We start from the raw sequence: 16,039 nt of genomic DNA on the forward strand, positions 1-16,039 counted from the left end.
GCTCGCGTAGGCGTAGCGTCTGAGCAGAGGAGAGATCTTTTGAAAAGATTAACGACTACTCTAGCCTTATCACTGAATGTGATTTTAATCACATTTTCCTCTTTTGGTTGGTCAAAGGAAAATGACTACAACATGACAAAAGGGGTCACAGAGATAAGTGGGCAAGTGTATGAATTACATATGCTGATTTTCTATATCTGCTGTGTAATTGCTTTGATTGTTTTTGGTGTGATGTTCTATTCCATCTTCCGTCATCGCAAGTCAAAAGGAGCAGTTGCAGCACATTTCCATGAAAGCACAAAAGTGGAAATTATTTGGACGGTCATACCCATCATCATTCTTGTCGCTATGGCGATTCCCGCAACAAAAACTCTAGTAGCAATGGAAGACACAAGCCAATCGGATATCACGGTCAAGATCACAGGCTCGCAATGGAAATGGCATTACAGCTATTTTGGTGAAGATGTTGAGTTCTTCAGTTTGCTTGCCACCAGCCAAAAACAAATTGATGGAATCGAAGCTAAAGGCGCGCATTACTTACTGGAAGTAGACAACCCTTTGGTGTTGCCTGTGAATCGCAAAGTGCGTTTTTTGATGACTTCTGATGATGTCATTCACTCTTGGTGGGTACCAGACTTTGCCGTCAAGAAAGACACCATTCCAGGTTTTATCAATGAAGCATGGACAAGAATTGATGAGCCAGGCGTATATCGCGGTCAGTGTGCGGAGCTATGTGGTCGTGCACACGGATTTATGCCAGTGGTGGTGCATGCAATGGAAGAAGAAAAGTTCGATGAATGGCTAGCGAGTAAGAAGGAAGAACTCGCGCTTCAAAAAGCGGCGGCACAAGAAGCGCTCTCTCAAGACTTATCTATGGACGAATTGATGTCGCAAGGCGAATCGATATACACGGCGCGTTGCGCTGTGTGTCATCAGGCAAATGGTGAGGGGATTCCGGGTGCATTTCCCGCGATTAAAGGCAGTCCTATTGCAACCGGAGATGTTACAGAGCACATAGATATTATTGTCAACGGTCGCCCGGGCACCGCAATGCAGGCTTTTTCTAATCAGTTAAGTGACAAAGAAATTGGCGCGGTTATCACATATCAACGAAATGCATGGGGCAACGATACTGGCGATACAGTGCAAGCATCCGATGTGAATGCCTTTAAGGCACAAGGCAGTGCTAAGGAGGAAATATGAGTAAGCCAATAGATAAGGCAGTGAAGTCTGCGCCAGCAGAAGCCAGTGCGAACAGTACCATTGCGATCGATGATGGTCACGAGCATCATGCACCCCAGGGCATCACTCGTTGGTTGTATTCTACAAGCCATAAAGACATAGGCACCCTCTACCTTTGGTTTAGCTTTGCGATGTTTCTAACAGGTGGTGCGATGGCAATGATCATTCGTGCCGAACTGTTCCAGCCAGGGCTACAGCTAGTCGATCCGCAGTTTTTTAATCAAATGACCACGGTACACGGTTTAGTGATGGTATTTGGTGCGGTGATGCCAGCATTTACGGGTCTTGCTAACTGGATGATCCCGATGATGATCGGCGCTCCTGATATGGCGCTGCCGCGCATGAACAACTTGAGCTTTTGGATCTTACCTTTTGCATTTCTTATTTTGTTGAGCTCGTTGTTTTTACCTGGCGGCGGTCCTGATTTTGGTTGGACGTTTTATGCTCCGCTGTCCACGACTTATGGACCAGATAGCACTGCGCTGTTTGTATTCTCTGTGCATATCATGGGTATCAGCTCCATTATGGGCGCGATCAACGTTATCGTGACGATCGTAAATATGCGAGCTCCGGGAATGACTTGGTTCAAGTTACCAATGTTTGTTTGGACTTGGTTAATTACCGCTTTCTTGTTGATCGCGGTTATGCCGGTACTAGCGGGTGCAGTGACCATGGTTCTTACTGACAAATATTTCGGGACTAGCTTCTTTGACGCAGCTGGTGGTGGTGACCCGGTAATGTTCCAACACATCTTTTGGTTCTTTGGTCACCCAGAAGTGTACATCATGATTTTACCGTCGTTTGGAATCATTTCCGCCATTCTGCCTGCTTTCAGTGGTAAGAAGCTGTTTGGTTATCATTCGATGGTTTACGCGACGTGCAGCATTGCATTGTTATCTTTCCTTGTGTGGGCGCACCACATGTTTACCACGGGGATGCCAGTTTTTGCTGAGCTCTTCTTCATGTATTGCACTATGCTGATTGCGGTACCAACGGGGGTTAAAGTCTTTAACTGGGTTGCCACCATGTGGCGTGGAGCTCTGACATTTGAAACGCCAATGTTGTTTGCCATTGCCTTTATTGTGCTTTTTACTATTGGCGGCTTCTCGGGACTGATGTTGGCGATTGTGCCGGCGGATTTCCAATATCATGACACTTACTTCGTGGTTGCCCATTTTCATTATGTGTTGGTATCTGGTGCGGTATTCTCGATCATGGCAGCGGCATACTACTGGCTACCTAAGTGGACGGGCAATATGTACGACCACAAGCTGAGTTTATGGCATTTCTGGTGCTCAATTATTTCCGTCAATGTCCTGTTTTTCCCAATGCACTTCCTAGGCTTAGCAGGCATGCCAAGGCGCATACCGGATTACGCCATTCAGTTTGCTGATGTTAATCAAATAGTATCAATTGGTGGGTTTGCATTTGGGTTGTCACAACTGATCTTCTTATGGTTGGTGATCAAGTGTATTCGTGGCGGGGAGAAGGCTTCTGCAAAACCGTGGGAACGTGCGGAAGGCTTAGAGTGGACAGTGCCAAGCCCTGCGCCACATCATACGTTTACTACACCGCCTAAGATTGACTAGCAAGTGGGGTGAGTGACATGAAACCGAATCCATCAAACAAGAAGCTCACAGTGAAGTTACTTTTGGCGACCCTGTTAATGTTTGGCTTCGGCTATGCACTGGTCCCACTTTATGACGTGATGTGCGACGCACTGGGAATCAATGGAAAGACAAGTGAAGTGGCCGCCATTCAACCGACAGGTATGCAACCGGACATGAGCCGAACTATTCGCGTGGAGTTTATGGCGCATGTCAGCCCAGATATGCCTTGGGAGTTTAGACCCAAAGTGATTTCGATGGATGTTCACCCAGGTGAAGTCGTGCAAACCGAATACCTTGCATTTAATGAAAGCGGGCAGAAGTTGGTGGGGCAAGCCGTTCCTTCTGTTTCTCCCGGGACTGGAGCTGCTTACTTCAATAAGATTGAGTGTTTTTGTTTTAACCAGCAGCCTCTGGATGGTAAACAGCAAGCTCAAATGCCGTTGATTTTTTATATCGAACCGGACTTGCCGGAGTCTATACACACGTTAACGCTGTCTTACACACTCTATAAACTTCCCCCTCCTACAGGCTCTTAGCCACTCAGGGAGAGAGATACAGACCAAGGTTGGTCAGTAAGGAGAGAAATTATGAGTAACAAGCCAGGAACATATTATGTTCCCGCTCAAAGTAGCTGGCCGATCATCGGTGCATTTGCTCTGTTTTTGGTTGCTGTTGGCGCAGGCATGACCGTCCAGGGGACACAAAGTGGCGGTGCAGTGGGAACCATTGGTGGCATTGTGCTAGCGGTGGGCTTCTTGTTCTTGCTTTACATGTTGGCTGGTTGGTTTAGTAATGTGATTACTGAATCACTGAGTGGAAAATACAGCTCGCAAATTACTCGTTCTTTTCGCCAAGGAATGAGCTGGTTTATCTTTTCTGAAGTGATGTTTTTTGGTGCCTTTTTTGGTGCCTTGTTTTACGCCAGAATGATTTCTGTGCCTTGGTTAGGTGGGGCAGATAATAACTTCATGACCAACGAAGTCCTGTGGCCAACCTTCGAAGCGATGTGGCCACTCACACTGACACCGGGGGGAGAAACAACACAAGCTATGCCGTGGCAGGGCATACCCCTTACCAATACTATCTTGCTGCTATTGTCGTCTATTACGCTACATATGGCGCATATAAGCCTTGAACAAGACAAAAGAACGGCACTGATTGTTTGGTTAGAGATAACCATCGTACTTGCTGGCTTTTTCCTATATTACCAAGCGGTTGAGTATGTTCATGCTTATCAAGACATAGGGCTCACGTTGCAGTCCGGTATTTACGGTAACACGTTCTTCATGTTGACGGGGTTCCACGGTTTACACGTTTGTCTTGGGACTATCTTCTTGATCGTGCTGCTGTTCAGAATCGCTAAAGATCACTTTTCGCCAAAGAACCATTTTGCCTTTCAAGCGGGCAGCTGGTATTGGCATTTCGTGGATGTGGTTTGGTTATGTCTGTTTGTGTTTGTTTACGTACTTTAGGCGCAGTGTGAACTCTTGGTTCGACTAATAAGGGCGAGGGTTTGGTGCTAGCCAACCCGAGCTGAGCGCAATAAGCAAAAGGACGACCACCAAAGCGGAGAACATGACTCGACGGCCTAAGTAATGACTCATGGGTTTGTCTCTTTTTTCAGGATTATCTGGGTCTTCACGAACCATTTCGATAAGCGCTTTTGCGAGGTTGAAGATAATGAAAAGCAGCAAAAGGACAAGCGTCAGTTTGAATAGAAATACGGTGGACATGGCACCTCCGGTTTCATCATTGTTGTTATCAAGACAATTATGGCTATCGAAACGGTTTTGGGTTGCAGTTGGTTTAACTGTGGTTGTGTTTTCTCTTTTGGTCAAACTGGGTTTTTGGCAGTTTGAGAGAGGGCAAGAAAAACAAGCATTGGAACAAGCCATTCTCGCGCGTGCGGATAGTGCGTACCAAGCACTAAGCGTCGTTCTTGAAGACAACGACTGGCGAGAGGAAAGTATCCTCGGGAAAAAAGTGGAAGTTAATGTTGTTCCTCAGGCGTTTCCCGTAATTTTGTTAGACAACCAAACGCATCAAGGCAGTGTGGGATATTTAGCATTTCAGATTGTATTGACGAGCGATGAACCTAGTGCCTATGCGTTATTGGAGCTTGGTTTTGTCGAGGGAAAAGCAGATCGCTCAGTGTTACCAACGGTCACCAAACTCGATAATTCGATTTTCATCACAGGACGCCTGTACCGAAAATCTACTAATCCACTGAGCTCAGAGTTAATGCCGGAAGTTGGCGATGTTATTCGCGTGCAAAACCTAAACATCGCGCAATTGAATCAGCTACTGAATATTGAACTTATGCCCGCAGTCTTGCAGCCAGACAATTTAACTCGTTGGCCCTATGACTTTCCTTGGAATCCATTACCACTCAATAGTGCCAAACATTTTGGCTATTCGATTCAATGGTTTTCGATGGCAGGTGTTTTCTTAATACTGACTTTAATTGTTTTTGTTCGTTGGCAAAAAAAGTTGCGTCACATGGAGGTGAAGCATGACATCTAAAGTAACCAAAGGACGACTAATGTTGATTGCGCTGGTTTGTACGTTCGCGCTTCCCGCTGTCATTGCAAAAGTCATTCTCACACAAGGGTGGTATCAAAGCGGAGTGACCAATAGAGGCGAGTTAGTCGAACCATACACGACGTTAGAGCAGCTTGGTCAAGAGTCACCTCTCAAAGACCATGGTTGGCAACTCGCTTATGTATTGCCTAACGAATGCACTGAACAGTGTAAACAGCAGCTTTACCTGCTTCAGCAAAGTCATGTTGCTTTAGGTAAGTATCAAGAGCGAGTAGTGCCAGTCGTTTGGCAGACTGAGCATTCAGATCCCATGGAAGTATCGATGTTAGCGATGCAAATGAATGAATTGGTTACCGCAAAAGTGAAACCTGGGCAAATGTTGATCGTTGATCCTCTTGGGCAACTGGTGATGTCTTATTCGCCGAAACCAAATGAGGACTTAGTCCTATTGAATAAAGGTATGTTGGCGGACTTACGCAAGCTCTTAAAACTGTCACGAGTCGGTTAGAGGAAGTGCATATGAAATTAATTCAGTTGGTTAGATTCAGTTTGCTCCTAACTCTCGTGGTGATCATGCTAGGGGCATATACTCGCCTTTCAGATGCAGGGTTAGGTTGCCCGGACTGGCCTGGTTGTTATGGGCACTTTTCTGTGCCGCATCAAGAAGAAGACGTCATACGTGCTAACCTGAACTTCCCCGAGCGGGCAGTAGAGCATGAGAAAGCATGGCTTGAGATGATTCATCGCTATTTTGCAGGAACGTTAGGTTTAGTCATTTTTGCGATGGCAGCGATATCAGTAAGGTCTGAGCGTGTAAATTCAACCATTCCGATGTTGCTAAGCGTATTGGTGATTGGGCAGGCACTTTTGGGGATGTGGACAGTTACTCTTAAATTAATGCCCGTCATCGTGATGCTTCACTTGCTCGGTGGTTTTGTTTTATTGGCGTTACAGGCGATTTTTTACTGCCAATTAAAAGCGCAAAACAATCTCTATTTCTCTCCATCTTCTAGCTCTCTGAGAGGCTTTTCATTGTTGGTTTTCCTGGTTGTTTTGGTGCAAGTGCTCCTTGGAGGATGGACTTCGTCAAATTATGCTGCGCTGATGTGTACCACACTGCCGATTTGTGAGGGAGACTGGATGAGCCATCTCTCATGGAAAGAAGCGTTTTCTTTCTGGCAAACTGGATTCGAGAATTATGAATTTGGTGTCTTGGAGTATCCGGCAAGAATGACTATACACGTCACTCATCGTATAGGCGCTATTGTTACCGCCACCGTGGTATTGGCTTATAGTATTGGGCTTATGAGGCAAGATTCTCATCATTCACAGAGAATCGGAGGGTGGTTGTTATTCACTCTGGTGTGCCAAATTATGCTGGGTGTAAGCAACGTAGTATTTCAACTTCCTATCTATGTCGCGGTGGCGCACAACCTTGGTGCCGCTGTTATGTTGAGTCTCGTTTGTGTTAGCCAGTTTTACTTGTGGCAGGGTAAAACGGCTTGGAATTACACCGCGAAAGGAGTTCGCTATGAGTAAAGAAATCGCGCTGTCGTTAAATGGGCGAAAGCGACTAAGTTCCGTTTATTTGAAGTTAACGAAACCTAAAGTGGTGGCGTTAATGTTGGTGACGGCAGTAGTAGGGATGAGCTTAGCCCCGGTTGATGATTTCCCCTGGTTGCAGGCGGTAGTTGGCCTAACGGGGATTGGTCTGATGGCAGGGTCTGCGGCAGCGTTTAATCATCTAATTGACCGCCGAATTGATGCGAGAATGGCACGTACACACAAACGACCATTGCCATCGGGTGAGACTAAACCATCATCGGTGATAGCCTTCGCTACAGTTTTAGGTGTCTTAGGGTTTGTACTTCTCTATGCGATGGTCAACCCGCTGACGGCATGGTTGACTTTGATGAGTTTGCTCGGCTATGCGATGGTATACACAATGTACCTCAAACGTGCTACGCCCCAAAATATCGTCATTGCAGGGATTGCCGGTGCGATGCCGCCTCTTCTCGGTTGGACTGCTGTAACAGGGCAATTACATGCGAATGCTTGGCTGCTCGTAATGATCATTTTTATCTGGACGCCACCACATTTTTGGGCTCTGGCTATTCATCGTGTCGAGGATTACCGCAAGGTAGATATTCCCATGCTGCCAGTGACACACGGCATTGAGTACACCAAAACTTCTATTCTGTTGTATACGGTGCTATTGACTTTGGTTTGTGTCCTACCGGTTTTGGTTGGTATGGTCGGCGTGGTGTATCTTTTTGCCTCGCTACTACTCAATGCTGGCTTTATGTACCATGCATGGAAGCTAAAATATGCACCAGAGCCAAATACCGCGATGGAGACGTTTAAATTCTCTATCTATCATCTTTTGGCGTTGTTCATTGCATTGCTTTCGGATCACTATATTGGTTTTTAACCTCTCTTAAAACAGAAAACGCCGCGTGGTTCGCGGCGTTTTTGGTTTTGATACTTTGGCTTTAAGACAAAGCTTTCTAGATTTATTGAATTTCTAGCAGTTCAACATCAAAGATCAAAACACTTGCTGGTGGAATTGGGCCAGAGCCACTCTTACCATAGCCAAGCGTGCTTGGTACGAAAAGGCGGATTTTCTCACCTTCTACCATGTATTGTAGACCTTCTTGCCAGCCTTTAATGACTTGGTTAAGACCAAATGAAATAGGCTCACCACGATTAACAGAGCTATCGAATACCGTGCCATCAATCAAGGTGCCGTGGTAGTGTACTTTTACTTTACTTGTTGCCGTTGGGTGAACCTCACCTTCGCCTTTTTCAAGAACCATGTATTGAAGGCCACTTTCTGTTGTGATGACGCCTTCTTTTTTCGCATTTTCTAGTAAGAATGCTTGGCCTTTGGCAAAGTTTTCATCTGCTACTTTATGGTTTGTCCAAGTACGGTAAATGAAAAAGCCCGCCAAAATAAAAATAATAAGAGGAAACAAAAATTTAGACACGTAATCTCCTTGTCTATTTAGGTTGTTTTAGCAAAAAGTTGATGGTTTCTGCCATGGCTTCAACGCTGTCATGACCACCAGTAATTACTTGATATTTTCCGTTTACGATAAAGGCTGGAACGGAGTTAATTTGGCCTCGCGTGGTGATCGCTTCTGCCTTAGTGATGTACTCAAACAGCGCTTTTTGCTGTGCTTCATCTAAATGGTAAGGGCTGATAAGGTTGCGAGACTCAAAGGCTTTCTCAACAGCGATTTGGCGTTCCTCAGCCGTTGCATCGGCACCCATTTGCACAGCAGTAAAAAGATCCGCCATAAACGCTTTATCTGGTGTTGATTCAAGCTGCATTACGGCAGTATAGAAGATGATGGCGCTCACTTGTGCACTTTCATTGAACGTTACATGCATTTTTTCAACGCTTTGATCGGTCAATGATTCAATTTGAGGGACAAACTCTTCCATTGAGCGGCAGTGGCCACAAGTTAAAGAGAATGCTTCAGTCAGGGGAGCTAAATCATACTCTTCAAGGGATACTGGCAAAACTTCGTATTGTTTGCCTTGCTGAGGCTGACTCTTGCCGCTATCGCATGCCGACAAAGCCATTACGGCAACAACAACAGCAAAGCCTTTCGATATGGTTTTTAACATAGTAGTGCTCTAAATGAGAAATTTGCGTTAGTTTATCGGTTAACGATAGTGACTAAAACCATTAAATAACAATAAAGTGAGACCATTGGTAACAGACTTTGCCTGACGTATGGACTGTAAGGGTAGGGTATTTTAGTGTTGCGTTTTATTTGAGAGATGATTTTGCATTGACTCCAGTGGCATGAACGCTGCATAGACAAACCAATCGGTGGACAAAAGCGCTAAAGATTCGGCGTGTTTTGTCGACACAATGAACAAGAGTTTTTCTACGTTGGTAATGGTATGAAGCATTGGTTTTTAATTGTTTGTGGCATTCTGGCCGGGTGCAGCAGCCTCGATCAAGATATGGTCCCTGGTGGGAACATTTTAGATACAGCTCCTAAATCAAACACTGAGCTGAGACACCCAGAGTGGGGATACCCGAGCGCATCCAATGTGGCTTCTTCCCCTCGTTCATATCAAACGGCGAGGGCGTCAGTAAAAAAGTCGCAAAACGTGACCTCTCTGGAAATGTTCCTGAGCAGGCATAACATTCCTCACGAGACGCTCAGTGGTGGTCACCTGATGATACGTTTGAAAGAGCAAGTGCATTTTCAAACGGGTTCTGCACGGTTATCTGCTCAATCTCAAGACTGGATTCGAAACATTGGTCACTATCTGGCTGGAAGAACTGATGTTGATGTCGTGATTGATGGTCATGCGGATAGCACGGGAGCTGAAAGCTTCAATGACACGCTATCTGAAAAGCGAGCTCGTGAAGTAGAAAAACAACTATTGGCGACGAGTATTCCACGTCAACGAGTGTTTTCTAGAGGCTTCGGGGAGTATGTACCGAAGTGCAGCAATGCGACAGCGAGTGGTAAAGCTTGCAATCGGCGCGTAGAGCTAACATTGATCGTGGATGAATAACGCAGACGTTAGGCGGTAATCTTCGTTGTGTTGTTCTTGCATACCCGTTATTTGCTTAGTGGAGTTTAAGTTCGGAGTTGAGCAAGAAGACTGAATAAGGAAAGCTCGCACGGCAACATCTAGCTAGAAAAAATAGAAAAGAGGCACCGTTAGGTGCCTCTTTTACATCCGCCAATGTTCATAGGGGGAACTTAGGCAAATTCTTTTTCAACGTAAGCGACGATGTCAGATGACTCGTATAACCACTGTGTCTCGCCATCTTTTTCGATACGAAGACAAGGGACTTTAACTCGCCCACCACATTGCTCTAGTTCAGCTCGATGAGTCGGGTTATTTTTTGCATCACGTAGCTCAATGTTCACCGATTGACGCTTCATTGCACGGCGGACCTTTACACAAAAAGGGCAGGCTTCAAATTGGTAAAGTGCGTATTGTTTCGCTTTTTCATCAATACGTTGCTGTTCTTCTGCGGTGCGCTTAATACCACGAGGTGAGAACACCGCGTTCAGCAATAAGATAACCTTGCCTAAAATCCAACGGATAAACTTCATAATGATCCCTTGATGTTCATTGGGTAATTGTCCTTTAAGAATGCAATCATGATGCTTGTTGCACTGGACGTGAAGTCTATCAGTTGTTTGAAATGGATAAAACCATGTATTTTATGCGGAAAATAGACGTTTAAACCAACCCCAAAAGCCACTTGCTGAAGCCGGACGGGCTTCTTTACCTTGATAAAAACTTTGCATGAGTTCGGTTCTGAATGCATCAACGTCCATGCGTTTCATGACAAGTTCGTGCTGCAATGTATTTTGAGTCTGCTCGGCATGATCGTGCGCCAAGCTGAAATCCATATTTAAATAGCCTTGCGTGTATAACCAAAGGTGGGTGACTAAGATTAGGTCTTCAGCAGATTGGTTAGTAAACTTATCCGCGTGCTCATTACCCAAGGAGTCAGTCAGAACTTGCTGCATACGCTGGGTAGAGTGAGCATGTTGCTCGTAGTTAGCACTTGCTTCAATATGTGATTTGGTCAAAAGGCCAAGCAGGTGAAGAGTAGGTGCTGTTGTGGGTTTGTTCTCACAAACTTTTGTAAATAGTTGTGACTGTTCTTTTAACCAACGCCGCTTTGCTGCTTTATGTTCTTTAACAAAGGGGATTTCTTCAAATCCCATCTCTTGACTCAGTTCACTAAGAGACGTCATGGTTTTTTAGTTCCTTCACCGTTACTTCGATATGTTGATCATTGATATCAACAAAAATTGAGCTGCCAGTAATCATAACAGAAAGGCTAGTACCTCGGTCAAGATGCTGACAAATCAAGTCGATAGCGTCATAGTCAAAGCTCTCTACGTTGACGGGAAGCATTGAGAACTTTCCTGACATTTTGTCCCACCAGACAGCCGCTTTGGTGTTATAAGTGTAAACTTTTACATGCTTTGCGAGGCGAGAAGCTTTCTTAATTCTGTCTGGTTCTGGTTCGCCAATTTCAATCCAGTGAGTAATGCTTTGATCATCGCCAACATGCCATAAATCAGGCTCTTCAATCGTAGAGAGTCCTTTTGTAAACTCCAGATTGCTTTGAGCATTTAAACAGTAAGCTAGAATGCGAGCCAACATTCGTTGCGGCTTTTCAGAAGGATGAAGGGCGATAGTTAGATTTTTAGAATCGTAATAGTCATTATTCATATCGGAAATGGCGATACGAAATTTGTAAATGGTTGGTTTAAGAGCCATAGATTTATATCGTTTTGTTGGCAAAATAAGTTTTAGGCAAAAAAATAGCCAGCTTTAAAAGCTGGCTATCGTATCAAATTCTTTAAGAATTAAAGTACTTTGATTTGCTCTGCTTGAGGGCCTTTTTGACCTTGAGAGATAACAAATTCTACTTTCTGGCCTTCAACTAGAGTACGGAAGCCGTCACCAGTGATTGCAGAGAAGTGAGCAAATACGTCAGGACCGTTTTCTTGTTGAATGAAACCGAAGCCTTTAGTTTCGTTGAACCACTTAACTGTGCCAGTAGCTGTGTTAGACATGTCTATTTCCTAAATATCTAAATAATGTAATCTTTCGCCTCAACGGCGCTTATAGCGTGGAAAAATAAATTGCTATTGCGTACCACAGGACGACGGGTTACAAGTAATCCAACGAAATGTGAAAACAAAGAACTTTCTTTCTAGCCGTGTTTGAGTCTAGGTTAATTCCACGAAGAGTCAACATATATTAGTGCTTTATGGACAAATATTTGTATTTAGTCACTATTTAACCAGCATGTTTTTGATTAAATTTCAAATAAATGACGGTGATGTGAAGTTTTTTAGCATAAAATTCAACTAAATCTATAAATTTGACTTATTTATATAATTATTGTCCAATCTGGTTCGACCATTAAGGAGGATTTATGGCAAAGCGTAAAATCAGTCCTCAACCGAGTGGCTCACAACATGAGACCGACTTCGGCAGAGGTGAAATCAAAGACAACGCGTTAAAAGCGGTTGTTACCAGTCAGCTGTTCCAAACACGAGTCGTTAAAGCGAAAAAAGGTAAAGGTAGCTTCAGCCGTAAAATGAAGCATAGAGGCAAAGAGCCCTATTCAAAGTTCTCCCCAAGGTGGATTTTGAATAGGGCTTTTTTGTTGGTACTAGGTGTTTGCAAAACTGATGATATTCAATTTTTAGTACCAGATAAGTTTTCCTAATTTATCATGTACTGCTTCAACTGCTTCAACTGCTTCAACTGCTTCAACTGCTTCAACTGCTTCAACTGCTTCAACTGCTTCAACTGCTTCAGCGAACTAGGCGTTGAAAGTACCAATTAAGTACTAAAACTTACTAAGTTAGATTCATATCAATAAGCGTCACTTCCTGTCTTATGCAACTCTACTATATCTTTAGTCTAATCAAACAGCCGAGATTATGGTTTAAAAAGACTGGTGAGAAGTAGGTATGTCATCGACGAGTTATGGTACTTATGGTTGCAAATGTAAAAAAGCGTGTGCTTCTTTATTACTACTGTGGCTGTCCATTTGTCCGATGGCGCATGCACACAAGTCAGAGTCTCATTCTTTAATTGTTGCTAACTCCAAAGCGTGGAAGCCGTTCTCTTACCTTAGCCCAGATGGTGAACCTAAAGGTATTTTAATCGACTTTTGGAAAGAGTACGCGGCGAACAACCAAATCGACGTTCAGTTTCTCCTTTTGGATTGGGATGCTTCTTTACAAGCCGTAAAAGAGGGTAAGGCTGACTTTCACGGAGGACTTGTCTACTCGCCCGAAAGAGCGAAGTATATGGACTTTGGCGCAGTCATAATGCCTATCCAAACCAAACTGTACGTAAATAAAGATGTACTTTCGGTTGATATCAGGAGTGTTTTAACTGGCGAAATGACGCTGCCAATTGGCGTTGTTAAAGGAAGTTACGAGTCTGAGTTTGTTCAGACGAATTATCCGAATGCACCTATCGCAGAATACATTAACAATGATTCGATGATACAAGCCGCCGTCGATAAAAAGGTGCTGTACTTTGTTGCAGACCTGCAAGTTGCTAACTTTTATATGGCAACCACGCCGGGAGCGGGTATGTTTGTCCCGACAATTAGCTTATATAGTAAAGATCTTCGGATTGCAGCAGGAATGCACAGTGCAACTTCCATTTTAGAGGTATCACGAGCGTTTGAAAAAGTCATCGATACGGATCGTGAGCGGATCCTCACCCGTTGGAGTGTGGTGAAAACGGTTTATCCACTTTATCTTTTCCCTATTGCTATTTTCATTATGGCGGTCGCAACGCTTTATCATATTTTTGCTCTCAAACGTATGGTTGCTCTTCGGACAAGGCAATTAACGATTGCCAATCAGCAATTGCTGGAGATGACGTTGACGGATTCTCTCACAAAGCTATACAACCGTAGACACCTGATTGAGCAATTGGCGCTACTGAATCATTTGAAGCGAAACTTAACGGTGATGGTGTTTGATATTGATGATTTTAAATCAATCAATGATCGATATGGCCACCTTGCTGGAGACCGAGCAATAGTTGCCATCGCAGAAGCCGCTAAGTCGATGACTGATGACCGAATGACATTGGCGAGAATTGGAGGAGAAGAGTTCGCACTCGTTACGTCGTCTCTGTCAGAGCGAGAAGCGCTCAATTTTGCCAATATGCTTTGTAAAGCCGTTTACGATCAGCCTGTTATACTGGGCGGACAAGCAATTCATTTGAGTATCAGTTTGGGCTGTGCTTACTATCCTGAGTTTACCCACATCGTGAGCTTGCAAGATGCTGACGACTTGATGTATCAAGGTAAGTCTGAAGGAAAGAATCGTGCAGTTTTCCAAGTTATAACAGACTGTCAGCTTCAACCTGCGCTTCGTCAAGTGAATTAGGTCTCGCTAATTCAACTGATACTTCAAACCATCCTCAAGCCTCAAAGGTTTAGTCAGAGTAACGTGGTAAGCGTTGACGATTACGTTGCGTTGTTTTCTTTGAGGCCAATTTGCGTACAAATATTCGCACTTTCATATATATAACCCCCCACCTGCTCACGTTTTTATCATAGAAGCAGTAATTGTTTTAAAGTGATAAGCGATTTCTTGGTAAAGATCAGAACCCCTGTCTACACTCAGTGTAAAGTAATGCATATAAAGCATGATGCATACGGTGTTGTACAAAAACAATTAAAGAAGATAAGAAATAAGTTGGCTTGAGAAGGACGGGGAATGAACAACGAATGCTTTGCTAGGTTCCGAGCTGTCACGGATGAACTGTCAATGAAAGAATCGTTGTCAGTTGGGAAAGACCCTTATGCTCACTATCTCAAAGATATTGTGGGGATTGATTTGTTGTCTCGTGAAGAGGAGTTGCATTACGCCAAACTTAATCGAGCTGGTGATGAAGAAGCGCGCGAAATGTTGATTGAGTCTAATCTTCGACTTGTTGTGAAAATCGCAAAAGGCTACCTCAAACGGCCAGGCAATAACTTTACTCTGCTCGATTTAATAGAAGAAGGTAACATTGGTTTGATAAAAGCGGTCGATAAGTTCGATCCTGAGCCAGGCTACCGTTTTTCTACTTATGCGGTATGGTGGATTCGCGAGAATATAGAAGCGGCATTAATGAACAATGGCCGCACGGTACGTTTACCTGCTCATGTGTGCAAAGAGATAAATAGCCTGGCTTTAAAAAAGCTCGATGCGTCAAAAAGTGAGAGCAAGGAGTTGTCTATTTCTGAACTCTCACGCTGCTCAGGGGTGAAAGCAGAGCGTATAGATGAACTTGTTGCTCTTAGTGGTTTTATTGATGTATCGACCACTGCGGACCTTCATCGTGTTCCATTTGTTCTTGAACTGTGTGAAAGTGAGTATACGCCAGATCCACAACAAGACTGTGAAAACCAGTGCTTTACTCAAGCTATTGAAAATATTATTAAAACCTTGCCAACTAAGTTGCAGAAAGTCTTAATCCATCGATTCGGATTATTTGACCAGAGAGTGAAAACCTTGTCGGAAATAGGCCTGTTGTTAAACGTGTCTAACGAGCGTGTTCGTCAGATGCAGATAGAGGCGGTTGAACGCGTGCAGAAACGTCTCCGATTCGATGGTTGGGTTTAAGATTTTTAGCCCCTTATCCTAGCCGATTAATTTACTGGCTTGCTACTCTGTTCTTCCGTAAGTAACAGCAGCTCAAGCTGTGCTTTAGCTGCTGCCTCCAATCTCCATACACTCAATAATCGGTTAAGTGCTGCGCGATAAGTACGACTTTTGAGTAAAAAAGCGAGCGTACTTGTGTAGTTGTTTACGACTTGCGCTTGTGTCTCGACCAAAGCAGTTTTGTTTTCGATGTCGATGTGTTGAAGGTTAAAGTCAGGAAGAAACGCACACTCATACCATACCTCTACAATTTCACGAATTTCGAGTTCTTCTTCAGGCACGTCGAAGTCTTGTAACTGGTAGTTTTCTGGTATCGTTGATAAATAAACCACATCCAATTTGTCTGCAACAAATGTATACATCGGATTCCTTAGTGTACGCGCTTACAGAGTAAATAGTCTCATCGTTTACATTTTTGTCAATGACCGTGCTCAAGTATGAATGATGAACCAC

20 protein-coding genes are annotated in these 16,039 nt (G+C 44.0%); 12 read left to right on the forward strand and 8 right to left on the reverse strand.

Annotation, left to right across the window (positions count from 1 at the left end):
• The first annotated feature begins 39 nt into the window (after nucleotides 1–39).
• The 4 genes from coxB to R7190_RS02940 are packed head-to-tail and all read left to right on the forward strand — an operon-like array spanning nucleotide 40 to nucleotide 4,324.
• Nucleotides 40–1,203: a cytochrome c oxidase subunit II gene (coxB, locus tag R7190_RS02925; RefSeq protein ID WP_005385208.1), complete on the forward strand. Its 1,164-nt coding sequence runs from the start codon at nucleotides 40–42 to the stop codon at nucleotides 1,201–1,203.
• Nucleotides 1,200–2,831 carry a cytochrome c oxidase subunit I gene (gene ctaD, locus R7190_RS02930; RefSeq protein ID WP_005375510.1) on the forward strand — a complete coding sequence of 544 codons (1,632 nt, stop codon included), beginning with the start codon at nucleotides 1,200–1,202 and terminating at the stop codon, nucleotides 2,829–2,831. Before coxB ends, ctaD begins: the two co-directional genes overlap by 4 nt.
• 17 nt (nucleotides 2,832–2,848) lie before the next feature.
• Nucleotides 2,849–3,388, forward strand: coding sequence for a cytochrome c oxidase assembly protein (locus tag R7190_RS02935; RefSeq protein ID WP_017821600.1), 540 nt, complete (start codon nucleotides 2,849–2,851; stop codon nucleotides 3,386–3,388).
• 51 nt (nucleotides 3,389–3,439) lie between these two features.
• On the forward strand, nucleotides 3,440–4,324 hold the full coding sequence (locus R7190_RS02940; protein WP_005375506.1) for a cytochrome c oxidase subunit 3: 885 nt from the start codon (nucleotides 3,440–3,442) through the stop codon (nucleotides 4,322–4,324).
• A 24-nt stretch (nucleotides 4,325–4,348) separates the two neighbouring features.
• Here R7190_RS02940 and R7190_RS02945 read toward each other — a convergent pair whose 3' ends face one another.
• Nucleotides 4,349–4,585, reverse strand: a complete 237-nt coding sequence (locus R7190_RS02945) for a DUF2909 domain-containing protein (RefSeq protein ID WP_005375504.1) — start codon at nucleotides 4,583–4,585, stop codon at nucleotides 4,349–4,351.
• Here R7190_RS02945 and R7190_RS02950 point away from each other — a divergent pair.
• From R7190_RS02950 to cyoE, 4 genes are read left to right on the forward strand one after another with little or no spacing between them, the layout of a single operon-like run.
• Complete coding sequence (locus tag R7190_RS02950) at nucleotides 4,584–5,375, forward strand: SURF1 family protein (protein ID WP_186585627.1); 792 nt, start codon at nucleotides 4,584–4,586, stop codon at nucleotides 5,373–5,375. The two genes, R7190_RS02945 and R7190_RS02950, sit on opposite strands and share 2 nt — an antisense overlap.
• Nucleotides 5,365–5,901, forward strand: a complete 537-nt coding sequence (locus tag R7190_RS02955; RefSeq protein ID WP_017635864.1) for a hypothetical protein — start codon at nucleotides 5,365–5,367, stop codon at nucleotides 5,899–5,901. The genes R7190_RS02950 and R7190_RS02955 overlap by 11 nt, the downstream gene beginning before the upstream one ends.
• Nucleotides 5,902–5,912: 11 nt before the next feature.
• Entirely contained in the window at nucleotides 5,913–6,932 is a 1,020-nt protein-coding gene (locus R7190_RS02960) for a COX15/CtaA family protein (protein WP_017635865.1), read from the forward strand.
• Nucleotides 6,925–7,824, forward strand: a complete 900-nt coding sequence (gene cyoE / locus R7190_RS02965; protein WP_005385222.1) for a heme o synthase — start codon at nucleotides 6,925–6,927, stop codon at nucleotides 7,822–7,824. Before R7190_RS02960 ends, cyoE begins: the two co-directional genes overlap by 8 nt.
• Nucleotides 7,825–7,906: 82 nt before the next feature.
• Here cyoE and R7190_RS02970 read toward each other — a convergent pair whose 3' ends face one another.
• Nucleotides 7,907–8,380: an FKBP-type peptidyl-prolyl cis-trans isomerase gene (locus R7190_RS02970; RefSeq protein ID WP_005375638.1), complete on the reverse strand. Its 474-nt coding sequence runs from the start codon at nucleotides 8,378–8,380 to the stop codon at nucleotides 7,907–7,909.
• Between the two features lie 13 nt (nucleotides 8,381–8,393).
• Complete coding sequence (locus R7190_RS02975; RefSeq protein WP_042521488.1) at nucleotides 8,394–9,026, reverse strand: thiol:disulfide interchange protein DsbA/DsbL; 633 nt, start codon at nucleotides 9,024–9,026, stop codon at nucleotides 8,394–8,396.
• 282 nt (nucleotides 9,027–9,308) lie between these two features.
• Between R7190_RS02975 and R7190_RS02980 the strand changes: the two genes are divergently transcribed.
• Nucleotides 9,309–9,935: an OmpA family protein gene (locus R7190_RS02980; RefSeq protein ID WP_025768460.1), complete on the forward strand. Its 627-nt coding sequence runs from the start codon at nucleotides 9,309–9,311 to the stop codon at nucleotides 9,933–9,935.
• A 191-nt stretch (nucleotides 9,936–10,126) separates the two neighbouring features.
• Here R7190_RS02980 and R7190_RS02985 read toward each other — a convergent pair whose 3' ends face one another.
• From R7190_RS02985 to R7190_RS03000, 4 genes are all read right to left on the reverse strand, one after another.
• Nucleotides 10,127–10,486, reverse strand: coding sequence for a glutaredoxin family protein (locus tag R7190_RS02985; RefSeq protein WP_054574391.1), 360 nt, complete (start codon nucleotides 10,484–10,486; stop codon nucleotides 10,127–10,129).
• Between the two features lie 111 nt (nucleotides 10,487–10,597).
• Nucleotides 10,598–11,140, reverse strand: a complete 543-nt coding sequence (locus R7190_RS02990) for a hypothetical protein (RefSeq protein WP_017635869.1) — start codon at nucleotides 11,138–11,140, stop codon at nucleotides 10,598–10,600.
• A complete protein-coding gene (locus tag R7190_RS02995) occupies nucleotides 11,127–11,672 on the reverse strand; it encodes a YaeQ family protein (protein WP_005375627.1) in 546 nt (181 codons plus the stop codon). The genes R7190_RS02990 and R7190_RS02995 overlap by 14 nt, the downstream gene beginning before the upstream one ends.
• Nucleotides 11,673–11,761: 89 nt before the next feature.
• Complete coding sequence (locus R7190_RS03000) at nucleotides 11,762–11,971, reverse strand: cold-shock protein (protein WP_005375625.1); 210 nt, start codon at nucleotides 11,969–11,971, stop codon at nucleotides 11,762–11,764.
• Between the two features lie 365 nt (nucleotides 11,972–12,336).
• On the opposite strand from R7190_RS03000, the gene R7190_RS03005 reads away from it, so the two are divergent.
• The 3 genes from R7190_RS03005 (at nucleotide 12,337) to R7190_RS03015 (ending at nucleotide 15,547) form a co-directional block, all read left to right on the forward strand.
• On the forward strand, nucleotides 12,337–12,633 hold the full coding sequence (locus R7190_RS03005) for an alternative ribosome-rescue factor A (protein ID WP_017635870.1): 297 nt from the start codon (nucleotides 12,337–12,339) through the stop codon (nucleotides 12,631–12,633).
• Between the two features lie 247 nt (nucleotides 12,634–12,880).
• Complete coding sequence (locus R7190_RS03010; protein WP_054577116.1) at nucleotides 12,881–14,323, forward strand: diguanylate cyclase domain-containing protein; 1,443 nt, start codon at nucleotides 12,881–12,883, stop codon at nucleotides 14,321–14,323.
• Between the two features lie 333 nt (nucleotides 14,324–14,656).
• The gene (locus R7190_RS03015) at nucleotides 14,657–15,547 is read left to right on the forward strand and encodes an RNA polymerase sigma factor RpoD/SigA (protein ID WP_017635872.1); all 891 of its coding nucleotides are present in this window, start codon (nucleotides 14,657–14,659) and stop codon (nucleotides 15,545–15,547) included.
• 26 nt (nucleotides 15,548–15,573) lie between these two features.
• On the opposite strand, the gene R7190_RS03020 is transcribed toward R7190_RS03015, so the two are convergent.
• On the reverse strand, nucleotides 15,574–15,948 hold the full coding sequence (locus tag R7190_RS03020; RefSeq protein WP_005375619.1) for a hypothetical protein: 375 nt from the start codon (nucleotides 15,946–15,948) through the stop codon (nucleotides 15,574–15,576).
• Between the last annotated feature and the right edge of the window lie 91 nt (nucleotides 15,949–16,039).

The sequence above is a fragment of the Vibrio sp. 1078-1 genome, from assembly GCF_033340475.1.